The 14,435-nt window shown below is 65.3% G+C and carries 7 protein-coding genes; 2 read left to right on the top strand and 5 right to left on the bottom strand.

Annotation, left to right across the window (positions count from 1 at the left end):
- Nucleotides 1–213: 213 nt before the first annotated feature.
- The 5 genes from BMG00_RS17245 to BMG00_RS17265 all read right to left on the bottom strand — a co-directional run bounded on the left by BMG00_RS17245 (nucleotide 214) and on the right by BMG00_RS17265 (nucleotide 11,051).
- Nucleotides 214–954: a lysozyme family protein gene (locus BMG00_RS17245; RefSeq protein WP_146642694.1), complete on the bottom strand. Its 741-nt coding sequence runs from the start codon at nucleotides 952–954 to the stop codon at nucleotides 214–216.
- Between the two features lie 217 nt (nucleotides 955–1,171).
- Complete coding sequence (locus BMG00_RS17250; RefSeq protein ID WP_078575331.1) at nucleotides 1,172–6,895, bottom strand: DUF11 domain-containing protein; 5,724 nt, start codon at nucleotides 6,893–6,895, stop codon at nucleotides 1,172–1,174.
- A gap of 84 nt (nucleotides 6,896–6,979) precedes the next feature.
- Nucleotides 6,980–9,586: a beta strand repeat-containing protein gene (locus BMG00_RS17255; protein ID WP_078575332.1), complete on the bottom strand. Its 2,607-nt coding sequence runs from the start codon at nucleotides 9,584–9,586 to the stop codon at nucleotides 6,980–6,982.
- A 50-nt stretch (nucleotides 9,587–9,636) separates the two neighbouring features.
- A complete protein-coding gene (locus BMG00_RS17260; protein WP_078575333.1) occupies nucleotides 9,637–10,149 on the bottom strand; it encodes a DUF11 domain-containing protein in 513 nt (170 codons plus the stop codon).
- A 281-nt stretch (nucleotides 10,150–10,430) separates the two neighbouring features.
- Entirely contained in the window at nucleotides 10,431–11,051 is a 621-nt protein-coding gene (locus tag BMG00_RS17265) for a response regulator transcription factor (RefSeq protein WP_078575334.1), read from the bottom strand.
- Between the two features lie 230 nt (nucleotides 11,052–11,281).
- Here BMG00_RS17265 and BMG00_RS17270 point away from each other — a divergent pair, with 230 nt between their 5' ends.
- Together BMG00_RS17270 and BMG00_RS17275 are read left to right on the top strand one after the other, a co-directional pair.
- Nucleotides 11,282–11,755, top strand: coding sequence for a putative pterin-binding protein (locus BMG00_RS17270; protein WP_078575335.1), 474 nt, complete (start codon nucleotides 11,282–11,284; stop codon nucleotides 11,753–11,755).
- 43 nt (nucleotides 11,756–11,798) lie between these two features.
- Entirely contained in the window at nucleotides 11,799–14,360 is a 2,562-nt protein-coding gene (locus BMG00_RS17275; protein WP_158521762.1) for a hybrid sensor histidine kinase/response regulator, read from the top strand.
- The last annotated feature ends 75 nt before the right edge of the window (nucleotides 14,361–14,435 follow it).

Consider the following 14,435-nt stretch of genomic DNA (forward strand, 5'->3'; position numbering starts at 1 on the left):
CAAGTCTTTTTTCACAAGATATAGGGATTACACGCAAGATTAGACACTAATCGCGCCCAAGATCCGCCGCCGGATCAAAATCTTGTGTCGCCGCCCCTTGGGTCACTACGACAGGCGCCCTGCGATTCTCCTCCCCCCAAGACAAAAAAGACGCGCCGGGTGAGGGCGCGTCCAGTTGAGGAATCTTTATCAGAGAACGGAGTTTGGGGTGTGTCAGAAGTTCAGCACCTCCGATCGCGCCACAGAGCGCTCCTTGGTCGAGAAGATCCGATCCATGGCGGTCTCGAAGTTCCGCCAGTCGATCACGGCGCGGTTGCCCGCGATGCCGTGATAGTAGGATCTGCCCGAGATGGTCGGAAGGCCCGCCCAGATCCGGGCGAGGTTGTTCATGAACTCGGCGCGCTCGATTTCGCCGTCGAGAAAGGCGCCATAGCCCGCATCCTCAAGCAGCAGATCCGCGAGGAAATCCTGCGTGGTCTCATCGAAGCGCGCACTCAGTGGCAGGCCAGAGAGGCTGACGAGCCGGCGCAAGGTCTGCGGAATGATCTGGTAGCGGCCGATGGCGTGGCCCTGATTGGGCGTGGCCGCGATCCAGGCGTAGATTTCGGAAATGGTCATCTGGCTGGGGCGCTTGCCCGGCTTGACGCGCGCCGAATAGACGATCGCGTCATAGCCGCCGCGCCCGGCCTCGACCTGCGCGATCAGCGATTTGAGCCGATCGGTCGCGGTTTCCCCGAACACCGGCGGCGCGCGGCGCGGCGCTTCCGGGGAAGGGGTGGGGGAGGGGGGGACGACGAGGTGCACCTTCGTCACCGAGGTCGCTTCGATCCCGAAATCGGGAATGAACCGGAATTCGTCATGGGCAACGCTCAGTCCGCCTGCGCGGGCGGGCTCGAAGCAGCTTGAAAGGCATAGGCTGGAAAGGCCTGCGATAATGGTGGCTCGTAATGGCATCCTGGGTCTCCATAAGCGACATGAGAACACCGACCATTATTCGGGAAAAGCCATGCGAATCGGGCACATGCAGAGGTCGAACGCGGTGCTCTAAAGGATAGGCCGCCACCCTTAAGCGCCGTGCCTTCCCCCTTGCGGGGCCCATGTTCGAGAAGAAAGTGGCCGCCCCCCCGGATGCGCAGAGGGGAGGCGGCCTTTTTCCCGGCACCAGTGTCGCTCAGTTGCCGAGAAAACCGTCGAGACGATCCCAGAGGGAATTGTCCAGAAGGAGGGTGAAGCGCAGGTAGAACCCGTCCTGATGCAATTGGGACTGGTTCGCGACACGGCCCTGCATGCGGTTGTAGCCAAGCGCGATCAGCGTGCCCTTCGTCGGCACGAAACCGATCTCGGCGCCGAAGCCGCTCGAGGTGCTGCCGGTGTCGTCCCACAGGTGGCTCGCATTCAGGCCGATCTGGAAGCGGTCGCCGCCGAATTCGTAGTTGAGACCACCCTGCACCAGCTGCGTCAGAGCATCTGCCGAGACCGACCCGGCGTTGCGATAGCTCTGGTGCTGACCGGCATATTTGCCGTTCAGGCGCAGGTCCGCGCTCGCCTCGTAGCTTGCATCGACAGACCACATATGGGTGCGGCTTTCGCTGTCGCGCTTCTCGATGCGGTTCTCGTACCAGGCCAGCACTTCAAGGCGCGGATTCTCCATCGGGCGATAGGCGAGGCCGACGCGGGTGCGGATGCGGCGGTGGTCCTGACCGTCGCGCTTGTCGAGCGCCACGCGGGTGCGGCCCAGAACGGTGAGGTCGTCGTTGATCTTGCCCGCCAGACCGAGGCTTGCGTAATAGGTCGCGCCCTCGGGTTCGAACGTGGCGTCGAGATCCGCGTCACCGACCCAGCTCTGGTCCTCGGCCTCCCATTTCGCACCGAGCGCGACCGAGGTCAGCTTGGCCTTGGAGGTCTCCAGCTCGCGCGAATGCTCGATCGAGGCGGTGAAGGTGGTGAGGTCGTCCCGCTTCCACACGCCGTTGAGACCCTGCGTGTAGGTGGTCGCCGGATCGCCTGCGTTGCGCGACAGATCGAACGTGCCGTGGAGCCATTCGTTCAGGCGGTAGTCGAAGCCCAGAGAGTCGCGCGTGGTGACGATGCCGTCGCCGAATGTCATCTCGGATTTCTTGTAGGCACGCCAGCCGGGCTTGGGCTCGGACACCATCGACAGCGTCAGGGTCGGGTCCCCTTCGCCGCTGACCGGGTAGCGCAGGCGCGCCGCGATATTGGTGTTCTCGCGATGCTTCGGGCTCCAGTCGGCGCCCAGCAGGACCGAGGTGGTCTCGTCGGTCTCGCCGCCCGCCTTGCGGCGCTCGTATTCCGCGCCGATCTCGAGGCCGAGCTGGGGCGAGACCTGGTAGTCGTAGAGCACTTCGAGACGGTGCAGCGAGGTCTTGTTGGTGCGGTCGTAGATCGCTTCGCCCGCAACCGAGATCGCGCTGTCGGCGCTGAGCGTCTCGGAATAGGAGGCGCGCAGCTGGGTCCGGCCAGCGGCCGCGATCGCGCCCGGAGCCTTGAAGCTCTTGTCGGTATAGATCGCCTCGGCCTGGAAGCGGCTGGTCTCGGTCTTGCGCTCATAGGCGACGCGCGCGGCCTTGCCGGTCTCGCCGTCCTGATCCTCGGAGCGCGCGATCTCGGCTTCCCAGCGGCCGCCGTTCTTCGCCTCATGCGTGACATAGGCCGCAGCGAGGCGCATCCGGGCATCGGTGCCTTTCTTCGCATCGGCATTGACAATGCGCGCGCCGATCTTGGTGCGCTCGGTCAGCGCGTGGTTCACCTCGCCGCCATAGAGCCAGTAACGCTCGGCATTCTCGGCCTCGACCTCGTAGGTCACGCGGATCGAGACCGGGTTGCCGAATTCGTCGAACTGGTGGACCGGCGTGTCGAAGGTGATCGTGTTGCTGAAGAAGTTCAGCAGGTAGTCGGTGCCACGGCGCATCGGCTCGGCCGAGATCACGTCGCCGCCATCTTCGTCGCGCACGAGGATCTCGACGCGTTCGGAGCCGTCCACGTACCCCTTCAGGTCGATCGTGTAGGGGCCCGACACGCCGCGACCGGCGATTTCCACGATCCGCTGCTCGGCTTTCACATTGGCCGCGAAGACCGAAACCGAGGTGCGCTCGTTCGCCCAGTAGGCCTTGCCGCCGGTCACGACACGGTTGGTCGCGCCCAGTTTGAAGGCGGGGCTTTCCGGGGCGATGTCGATATCGCCGTAAAGGACATAGGAGCGGCCCTTCTCGACCTTCACGTAGAGGTTCGAGGCCGATTGCGCGTCGTAGCCACGCTCGGAGCGGTCGCCGTAGACGGGGTAGTATTCGTCGCCGCGGATGTCGCGGAACAGGCGCGCTTCGGTGTCGCGGTCGGAATTGTAGCGCAGGGTCAGAAGCGCATCGCCCTTGATCGCGCCCTTGAGGTAGAGCGAGCCGCGCAGGCCGGTCGTCGTGTCCTCGAAGCCCGAGATCTTGTCGGCGGCGATGAATTCGCCCTTGCCCGAGCCCCCGAGGTTCACCGCGCCCTCGATCACGCCGATCATGATGCGCTCATCGAGGTTGGGGGTGAAATCCACCGAGACGCTGGCGGCGTCGAAGCTTGCGCGCACACTCAGGCGGTCGGGGCCCGAGACCTGCGGCGCGATCACGTTGAACGTGGCTTCGCCATTGTCGATGAAGGCCTGGATGCCGGGGGTGTCGGGGCGGATGTCGGTGACGTCCCAGATCGCGCGGCGCGCATCGAGCGTGACCACGGCCGAGGCCGGAACCGCGCGCCCGCGTGCGTCCAGCAGGCGCAGCACGACGGGGAAGGGGGTCGTGGGGTCGGCGCTTGCGGTTTCAGGGGCGACGATCTCGATGCGGGCGGGGGCGCCCGGTGCGGTCACGGTCATCTCCACGCGCTCGCGCTCGATGCCGAAGGGGTCGCGGCCGATCAGGGTCAGGATGTTGTCGCCACCGCGCAGGTCCACCGCCACGAATTCCAGCGCCTGGATATCGCGCGATTCCAGCGAGGCGCGCTCGCCGATGCGGCTGGCCTCGATCTCGCGGCCATTGACCAGCAGCGCGAGGGTCAGCGCCATGTTCGCCTTCACGCGGATATTCGTGGTGCTGCGGGTCAGCGTGGTGCCTTCCTCCAGCTCGATGAAACCGGCCTTGTTGTCGAGGCCGCGCAGCAGTTGCGCGAGCGGCGCACGGCGCTGGATCTCGCGGGCTTTCTGGACCAGTTGGGCCTCGTCGCGGGCCTCGGCCTCGCGGGCGAGTTTCTCGGGCGAAAGCTGGGTCTTGGTCGCGATCCCGGCCTCGGTGCGGGCCGAACGGGTCGGCGCACGGCGGCCCACCAGCGGCAGGTCAGCGGCGGTCAAGGCCTCGGTCGCGGCGTTCTCCTCGAACCAGGCGCGGCGGGCCTCCACTTCGGCCAGCGCCTCGGGCGAGCAGGCTTCGAGCGCGAAATGCTCGGCGCGCATCTCGCCCTTGCGCAGCGGGATCAGGCGCGAGCCACCGGCACCCAGATCGTTGGTGCGGGTGATCTTGACCTCGGTGCCCACGGGCAGGGTCTCGGGCTGCACGAGGAAGGCATGGTTCACCGGCGACAGGCCGAAGAGCGAGTATTTGCCGTCGATATCGGTCACGACGCTCAGGCCCTGGTCGGTCACGATCCGCACGCCGGGCACGCCGGGCTCGGTCGCGTCGCCGCGAATGCCGTTGCCGTCGCAATCGAGAAAGACCGAGCCGATCACGGTGCCTTCGCGGGCGAAGACGCCGCCTGCGTTGCTCAGCTCGACCACGGCGCGTGCGGCCTCCGAGCTGCGCAGCGTGCCGGTGCCCGCCTGATAGCCAGAGAAGAGTGCGGTGTTCACGTTGCGGCCCTCGCGCGCGGCGGCCGAGAAGCGCACCGCATAGGTCAGAACGGTCGTGTCCAGAGGCTCGAGCGTGCCCAGATCGAAGGTCAGATCGCCCGTAGCGTCGCGCTGCGGATCGGCGATCTCTTCGCCGTCATAGCGGGCCGAGCCCTCGACATAGGTCACGCCCCTGGGCAGGTCGTCGAGCAGGCGCGTGTACATGATCGCCTGATACATGTTGTTCGTGAGCGTCAGCGTGTAGGTGAGGATCTCGCCGGTGCCGACCTGGTCGCGCTCGGCCTGCTTGGCGAGCGAGAGCGGCACGGCATAGTAGGGATCGGCCGGGATGTCGGAGGGCGCGGGCGTGCCGCCCTCATGGGCGAAGCTCTCGCCGAAACCGGCCTCGGTGACCAGCCGCCCATAGCCCGGGAAATCGGCGCGCACGGACGGGTAGGTCCAGCCATCGGCCCCCACCAGACGATAGGCATAGGCGCCTTCCGAAACCGGCGGGAGGGCGAAGAAACCTTGCCGATCGGTCACGGTCATGCCCTTGAGCGCGCCGGTCTCGGCGTCGATCAGGGTCACGGCCACGCCTTCGATCGGCGCGTTCGTGACCGAGTTGAACAGGAAGTTGCCCGGCACCACGGGAAGCGTGTCGCTGATCCGGCCCGCGCCGCAATCGGCGAATGCCAGGATCTCGTCGCCCTTGGTGGTCGCCATCACACCGTCGCCCGCGCGCACGGCCACCATCTCGGCCAGCACCACGTCGGCGGTGGTGAAGATGCCGGTATTGGCGCCGGTCTCGGTCGCGGTCACGGTTTCGGAGTCGCCCGTGCGGCGCGAGACGAGCGTGATCTCGATCTTGTCGATCGCGGCGGTGCTGTTGCAGGCCCCCGCAAAAAGCGCCAGTCGCGTATCCTTGCCCGGCTCGCCCGAGGTCATGTCGTCGCCGGTCACAGGGTCGACGAAGCGCAGCGAGGCCTCGGCGTCGGTGTCGCGCTGGTGCACGGTCTCGTTCGAGGCAACCGACAGATCGGGGCTCACCGAGACGCGCGCGGTGTTTTCCACCGTCACGTCGCCGAGCGCGGTGTTCAGGCTCACCTCGAAGGCGGGATCGCTCGACTTGCCCGGGGCGTAGTCGCCGGCAAAGAAGAAGGCGACCGCGTCGATGGTCGAGAGATCGCGGGGCAGGGCGGTGACGTAGTCATGGGGCTCGTCGCCCGCGATGTGATACAGCGCCTCCATGCCGCCGCCCGTCACAGGGGCCGCGAAGACCGTGTTGAGCGGGATCTCGTCGCGCAGCAGGACGCCCGCGCGCTGGACGCCGTCGATGCGCAGCGGCTGGCCGTCGATCTCGTCATAGGCCGCCACGGGCGCGTCGGAATTGTTGCGCAGGCGCAGGGTGTAGGTCAGGCGGTCGGCGGTCTCGCCGGCGGCCACGGCCTGTTCTTTCTCGATCTCCAGGGAGGCCTCGGTGAGGCGCGTCACGCCCTGGGCCGAGATCGAGAGCGTCTCGTCGCCCGCGATGCCGGTCGCGCTCAGAACCGAAGCGAGCGTCGCACCGGCCTGCGCGGCCGAGGAGATGCGGAATTCGTAGATGAAGCCCGCGCGGTCGCCCGGCTCCAGCGCCAGCGCGTCGGACACGGAGACCACCGGATCGGTCGGGTCGATGCGGCCGTTGCCATCGAGATCGCGCACGAGGCGGGCGTTCTGGATCAGCGCGGCGTTCTCGGTGTCGGCGATCGCAAGCAGCGCCTCGATCGGGGTGTTCCCGGTATTCTCGAGGTCGAAGTAATACTGGCCGATCGCACCACGGGACAGGATCAGCTCGGACAGGCCGGTCAGCGAGAGCGCGGGCACCGCGCCGACGATCGCCTCGACCGTGTTGGAGTAGACCGTGGCCTCGATACCGAGCGAAGGGTCGAAATAGGTCGCTTCGGCCTGGTTGCGGATCAGCGTCTCGGCAGGGACGCTCGCGCCATGCGAAGACGAGGAGAGAAAGGGAGAAATCGCAAATCCCAGAAGGGCGACAACCCTCAGAGAGCGAAACGGGAAGATCGAAGGGCAACCGCGCATCTGGTTTTTCCGTCGAATAAGAGGAACAGGGAAGGGGAGGGTGCGCCCCCGCCGGACAGGTCCAGGCGGGAGCGCGGGGGGAGGTCAGTTGTCGACCTGGACGGTGAACTCGACCGAGGCCTTGGAGCCGGGCAGCACCGTTCCGTGCGACGAGCTCAGGTTCGTGGCCGAGATCGTGGCGGTGGAGGTGCCGGGCACGAGAGCCTCCGCACAGGCGCCGCCGCAGTTGGTGATCGAGGTGTAGGCCGGGGCCGCATCGTTGATCACCACGTTCTGGGCAGGTGCCGAGCCGGTGTTCTCGGCCTCGACCAGGTAGCGGATGCACTGACCGGGTTCGACATCCAGACGGGTCTTGGTGAAGGTCCCAACCGAGCCGTCGCAATTGGCGTCGATGTACTGGTACTTGGTCAGCGTGACGTCACCCGAGATGATCTGGATCGTGTCCGAGGTGGCGTTGTCCGAGCCGTCCACATCCGCCTGCGTCAGGTTCAGCGTGTTCGAGATTGTGATCGTGCCGATTTCCGAGACGCCGACCGTGGAGGTCGAAGGGGTCTGCACGCGGTAGATCAGCGAGAGGCTGTCACCCGGTGCGAGGCCGCCGGCGATATCCGCGAAGTCAGCCACAACCGGGTCGGTCGCATCGAGCACCCCGTCGTTGTTGGCGTCGTAGAAGATCGCGCCCGAGAAGCCCGACAGGCCGCTTTCGGTGATCGCACCATCGGTGATCGTCACGTTACCGGTGTTGGTCACGGTGTGCAGGATATCCACGACACCGCCGGGCGAGGCCTGAACCGTCTGATCGTCGATGATCTGAACGTTGTAGATCTCGTTCACGGTCACCTGGTTGGTGATGCTGTCGGACTGACCCGAGACGGCCGAGGCGACGTTGATGTCGATCAGCGTGTCACCAGGAAGCTCGTCCTCCGGCGGGGTCACGACCACGAAGATGCTCTCCGAGCTGCCCGCGGGGATCGTGCCGGTGTTCGAGACGACCGTGCCGTCAGCGAGTTGGAACTCCACCGTCCAGCCAGCCGGGAGCGGCGTGCCGAGCGAGAGCGTGTAGGTGTCCGAGACCGGGCCGTTGTTCTGCACCACCATCTCGTAGGTCACCGGCTGGCCCGGATCGGTCGCGGTGGTCACCCACGGAGCGCCCGCGTTGGTCGGGTTCGCGCCATCGCCTTCCGAGCCGAGAACCGCGTTCTCGAGGTCGACCGCGGAGGCCAGGACCGCGCCGTTGAATTCGGCGGTCGAGCTGTCCGAGATGCCCGAAGCCTGCGAGGTCGTGGTCACGGTCGCGGTGTAATCCGTCGTCGCGGTCGGTGCGACATCGGTCGGCAGCTGCGCGATGAGGGTCACGGTGCGGCTTTCGCCGATCGCCATCGGACCGATCGGGCCGACGATCGGGGTCACGCCGTCGGCGCCCACGAAGCGGAAGGTGGTCCCGGCCGGGTAGTCGACATTGTTCACCGAGAGGGTGAGGCTGTCGGTCGCGTTCGAGTTGTTGGTCAGAACGAACTCGTGCTTGATCACGCCGCCCTGATAGACATCGGTGCTTTCGGTGACGACATCGTTGTTGGCCGCGTCGTCATCGGTCGAGGAGACCGTGCCGGTGTTGGGCGTCAGGTCGGGATTGATCGCGGTGTCGGCGATCGCCACGGCATATTGCTCGTCCACGGTGATCTGCGCGGTGTTCGAGGGCGGGAAGGCCACGCCGTCGACGCTCTGGGTCGCCGCGTTCTGGATGATGCCCGCATTCGCGGTGGCGCCGATCACGGCCTTGAAGGTCACGCTGCCCGAGCGGCCCGAACCCACCGAGGAGATCGTGAAGCCGACGGTCTGCGCGTCGTCGTAATCCCAGGCGATGGTCTCGCCCACGCCGTTGGTCGCGTCGATCGCGGTGGGCGTGTTGTTGTCATCGAGCGCGCCCGAGGCATCCGACCACACGGCCGAGCCCGGAACAAAGGTCAGGTCGCCGTCGAGGATATCCTGAACCGAGTAGTTGTTCGCCGCCGTCAGGCCGGACGAGTTATAGGTCAGGGTGATGGTGACTTCGTCGCCCGCATCCACGATCCCGTTCACGCCCGGATCGACGGTCATGTTCTTGACGAGTTCGACGATCGCATCGGTCGAGATCGTCAGCGTGTCGGTGTTCACCGAGGTCACGGAGCCGTCGAGCGAGGAGGTCGCGGTCACGGTGATCGAGTCCGAGCCGGTCGCGGTCGAGGCAACGGTCGCTTCGATCACGACACCGAACTGCTCGCCATTGGCAAGAACCGGGGTCGAGGTGATCGGGGTCGAGCTGTCGGCCACGCCGTCCATGTTGGCGTCGGGGTAGAACACGAGGTTGGTCGTGTCGAGCGTGCCGGTGTCGGTCTCGATCGCGGTCAGGGTGAAGCTGTCCGGGCCGTTGCCGTCATTGGTGATGACGTGGGGCAGGAAGGCCTTGCCGCCGGGCGCGATGGTCTCGGTGTTGTCCGAGGTCAGGGTGACGCCGGCGACCTGCTGGACGAGGGTCTCGACCGTGTTCGAGGTCACGGTGATCGTGTCGCCCGCGCCGTTCTGATAGGTGGCAACCGCCTGGTTGCCGATCACGGCGCCCGCTTCGGGGCTGAGGGCGTGGGCGGAGGTGCCGAGCACGATACCGATGGCTGCGACACTCGCCGTGCGGAGGAATTTAGATTGATAGGACACTGTCTTTTACCATTTCTGTAAGGTTGAGGAGGCGATCCGGGGAGCGCGGATCAGTTGACGCGAACGCGGTAGGTGTTGAGGGCGATCTCGCCCGCTTCGAGCGCTTCGTTCAGAGACCAGCGCACGGCGCGGACCTCCTCGATCGGCAGCTCTTCTTCACGCAAGCTCCCGTCTGCATCGACGACCTTGCGCATCGCCGGGAGGGTGGACCATTCCAGCCCTTCCAGCTCGGGATCGAGTTCCGCTTGGATCTCGAAGGTGGCGGGGACCGAGGTGGTCTGGCCGCCCGGGGCGAGGGACACGCCCTCGGGAACAGGCGCCGCGATCACGAGGCCCTGCATCTCGTCTGCCGTCATGTTCTCGTGCGACAGGGTGTATTGAATGACCTCGCCGGGCTCGACTTCGGCGCGTTCGACGAGGGCTTCCTGGCCCTCCGCATCCTGGGTCACGACGAGATAGGAGAGCTTGCTTTCAAGCGCGTCCGCAGCGACGGGGGCGGCCGAAAGGCTCAGGCTGAGACCGGCCAGCGCCGGGACGATGAAAAGGGTCAGGGGACGGGGCATGTGATTTCCCTCAGGGGGCCGGAGGACCGGCGGTTGCGCATCAGCTCGCTTGCACCAAGCGGGCGGTGATGAGCTCATCATTGCGAGGGAAAGCGCCGCGTGCATTGGCGCGGAGGTCTAATCGAAAGGCAGAGAGGAGAGGGCGCTATCCTTCGGGATAGGCGCGACTGCCGGGCCGGATAGCGGGCTTGCACCGATCGCGCCAAGCCCCTCGGAAACAAAGAAAAAGCGCACCTGCTTTCGCAGATGCGCCATGGTGATCGGAGAGAGTTTCTAAAGGGTCAGACGAATCCCGCGTCGCGCGCGATCATTGCCGCATCGGTGCGGTTCTTCGCATCGAGCTTGCGGCAGAGCGTCTTCACATGCAGCTTGATCGTGACCTCTTGCAGGTCGAGATCGCGGGCGATTTCCTTGTTCGACTTCGCGGCCATCAGACCCCGCAGAACCTGCTTTTCGCGCTCGGACAGATCGCGCTCGAAATCGGTCTCTTCTGGGTCGTCCTTGCCGGACATGAAACTGACGGGCGCGTAGATCTCGCCGGCGGCCATGAAGCGCACCGCATTCACCAGCGATTTCGCCGGAAGGGTCTTGGGCAGGAAGCCCGCGGCCCCCGCCTCGAGCGCCTGTTCCGCGATCAGTCGCGTCGCGGTGCCCGAGATCAGGCCGACGGGCTGTCCGCCATTCGCGGCCAGCGCCTTCTCGAGACCCTCGAGCCCCTTCATGCCGGGCATGGTGAAATCGAGCAGCACCAGGTCGAACGGACCGGCCGTCTCGATCTTGTCGATCGCCTCGGGAAGGTCCTTGGCCGAGTGCGTCTCGGCATTTCCATCGGCATCGAGGAACATCGCGATGGTTTCACGCACGAGGTCGTGGTCGTCTGCAATCAATATCCGTAAAGGCATTCGGCAACCCTTCCGTTAACAATACATCCCACCGCATAGCTGGGCCTGATCTTGCGGCATGTCTTCTTCGCAGGAGGCGGTGGGCTTGGCAAAACCTTTTACACGCCTTAGGCGAATGCCTCCTCTTATATACGGAAGTATAGCACAGCTGTTCTTCTGCGCGCTGGAAAACGGCCTGGCGAGAATTCACGTTGTAGCCTGGATTTATGTCGCAACTCCGAGGGTACGAAATGTTCAGCAAACATCTATTCGCCGCAGCCTTGTCGATCGCCGCTTTCGTCGCGGGTGGGGCGCAGGCCGAGACCGCCGTGCTGACCGTCAGCCACAATGGCGAGCAGACCGCGATGACGATGGATGAGCTCAAGGCCATGCCGGCGACCAGCTTCACCACCTCGACGCAATGGACCGAGGGCGGCCCGGTCGAGTTCACCGGCGTCTCGCTCGCCGATTTCGCCGCGGCTTTCGGCGTGACCGAAGGCACTATCAGCGCCACCGCGATCAACGATTACACGGTCAAGATCCCGGTTTCGGACGCTGTCGAGGGCGGCCCCATCATTGCCTATGCGATGAACGGCAACGAAATGTCGCGCCGCGACAAGGGTCCGCTTTGGGTGATCTACCCGTTCGACGACAAGCCGGACTACAAGGCGGAAACCTATTACAGCCGCGCCATCTGGCAACTTGACCGGGTGACTTTCGAGTAACTCTCGGCTACGGGAGAGTATGCGTGATGGCTTCGGAAGGTCGATGAAGAACACTTGGCTTTATCGGGGCTGGCTTCTGTCCCTTGTCATCGCATTGGGAGTCGGCGGGATCCTCGCCCTCTCCATCTGGAACAAGCTCGACGAGATTCAGACCGCGCGACAAGACCAGCGCGGATGGGCTTATTCGCAACTTGAGGTTGAATACCTCAAACTCAACGACGCCCTTCACCGCGTCATTTTCGGTGAGACCAACGATCTCGCACCGCTGCGGGCCCGGTTCGATGTGTTCTACAGCCGCGTGAAGCTGGCCGAGACGATGCACATCAACGCCAATGACGAGATCGACGGCATCTCGCGACTGCTGAAGATGCTCGAGAGCTACTTTCCCGCGATCGACGGAAGCGACGAGGAACTGCGCGCGGCGCTGGTTCCCTTGGCGAACTCGCTCGACGAGATGAGCAACGTCCCGCGCGAGGTGGCCATCGCCTCGATCGCGATCCATGCGCAACGCTCCGAGACGCAACGCGCTCAGGTCAGCCTCTATATCAAGACGCTGATCTACGTCGTGATCCTCGTCGCCTTCTTCCTGCTCAGCGCGATCTACGTATTGTCCAAGAGGTCCCGGTCGCTGCGGATCGCGACGCAGCGCGCGACCGAGAACGAGGCACGGCTCGACACCATGCTGCGCGCCTCGCTCGATGCGGTGCTGATGATCGACGATTTCGGGACGATCGTTGATCTCAACGGCTCGGCCGAGAAAATCTTCGCCCGCCCCCGCGAGGAGCTGCTTGGCTCCTCGATGCCCGACACGCTGGTACCGCATCGGTTCCGCGCACTCTTCGAAAGCTATCTCGAGAAATTCCGGACCACGGGCGTCAGCAGCATCGCCGACAAGGGACCCGTCGAATTTCCGATGCTCGACGCGAACGGCCACGAATTTCCCGCGGAAATCGTGGCCTCGCTGGTCCGCACCCAGGAGCGCAATCTGTTCGTGGCCTATTTCCGCGACATCACCGAACGGAAGGAGAAGGAAGAGGAACTGCTGCGGATGCGCGACGAGGCGCTTTCCGCCTATCGCGAGAAATCGCGCTTCTTCGCGATGATGAGCCACGAGATGCGGACCCCGCTCAACGGGGTGATCGCGGCGCTGGAATTGCTCGACGGGTCGGAGCTCACCCCCGACCAGCGCAAGTATCTCGCGGCGGCGATGTCCTCGGGCGACGTGCTGATGGGCCATATCAACGACGTGCTCGCCATCGAACGCTCCGAGAGCGAGGAAGGTCTGCTGATCGCGCCGGTCGATCTCGCGGCGATGACGGCAACGATGGTCGGCGCGATGCAGCCCTTCGCGGACAGCGCCCAGGTGAGAATCCACCTCGACCAGAACGACCTCAGCGACGATCTGGTGCTGACCGATCCGCGGGCATTGCAGCAGATCATTGCGAACCTTCTCAGCAATGCGATCAAGTTCTCTCCCGGCGGAGACGTCACCTTGCGCGCGCAATTCGCCCCCAGCGAGTTGCCCGCCTCGCACCCGGGCGACCGGATGCTGCGCTTGCAGGTGATCGACACCGGCACGGGCATCTCCGAGGGAGATCGCGAACGGATCTTCGAGGATTTCGTCTCTCTCGACAGCCGCTATGAACGCCGCACCGGCGGGACCGGGCTTGGACTGGGCATCGTCAAACGGATGGTGGCGCGGCTTCACGGCACGATCACCTGCGACTCCGAGCTTGGCAAGGGCACCACATTCACCGTTCGCATCCCGGTCCGTGGAACGACCGAGGCCGATCCGTCGACGCAACGAGCGCTCCCGGAGGCGACGGATCAACGGGGGATGGATCTGCTGGTGGTCGACGACAACCTGCTCAACCGTGACCTGCTGAGCGCGATGCTCGAACAGATGGGCCACAGGGTCAGCGTCGCGTCGGGCGGCCGCAAAGCGATCGAGATGGCGGCGCAGGCCCCCTTCGACGCGATCCTGATGGATATTTCGATGCCCGAGATCAACGGCATTCAGGCGACCCGCGCGATCCGTGAGGGCGAGGGGCCGAACCGGCTGACGCCGGTCATCGCGGTCACCGCCCATGCGATGCCCGAGGAACGCGCCGAGTTTTTCGACGCGGGGATGGAGGGCTTCGTCGAGAAGCCGGTGCGGCGCAAGACGCTGGCCGAGGCCTTGCGCGAGGTCGCCCCCCGGACACACGGCGACTCCGCCAGCGCCCCGACCGCCGAGGACGTCGAAGACGGCGCGGCCGAGGACGACGATACAAACGATGCGATTTCGGCCGATCAGATCAGCGAATTGCTGGATCTTCTGGGCCTCGAGAAGACGCGCGCGCAGGTCGCCAGCTTTCTGAAGACGGCGCAGAGCGAGATCGAGGGGATCGCTTCGGCGACGGAGCGCGACGATCTGCGTGCCCGCGCCCATGCGCTGGCCGGGACGAGCGGGATGATGGGCGCCACTGCGCTCAGCCAGAAATGCCGCGAGATCCAGAGCGCCTGCGACACCGGGCAGGACGACGCCGCATTCGCGCTGCGCGGCGAGCTGGCCGCGCTCTATGCCCCGCTGCCCGCGCTTTACGAAGAACTCCTCGCCGAATGAGCGCCCGGGGGTGAGGCGCGGCCTTGCCCCTGTCTCACCCTGCACCGCCAGCCAGCCCTCGGGCCCATGTGCCAG

The sequence above is a fragment of the Thioclava marina genome (genome assembly GCF_002020135.1).
Classification (GTDB): Bacteria; Pseudomonadota; Alphaproteobacteria; order Rhodobacterales; family Rhodobacteraceae; genus Thioclava; species Thioclava marina.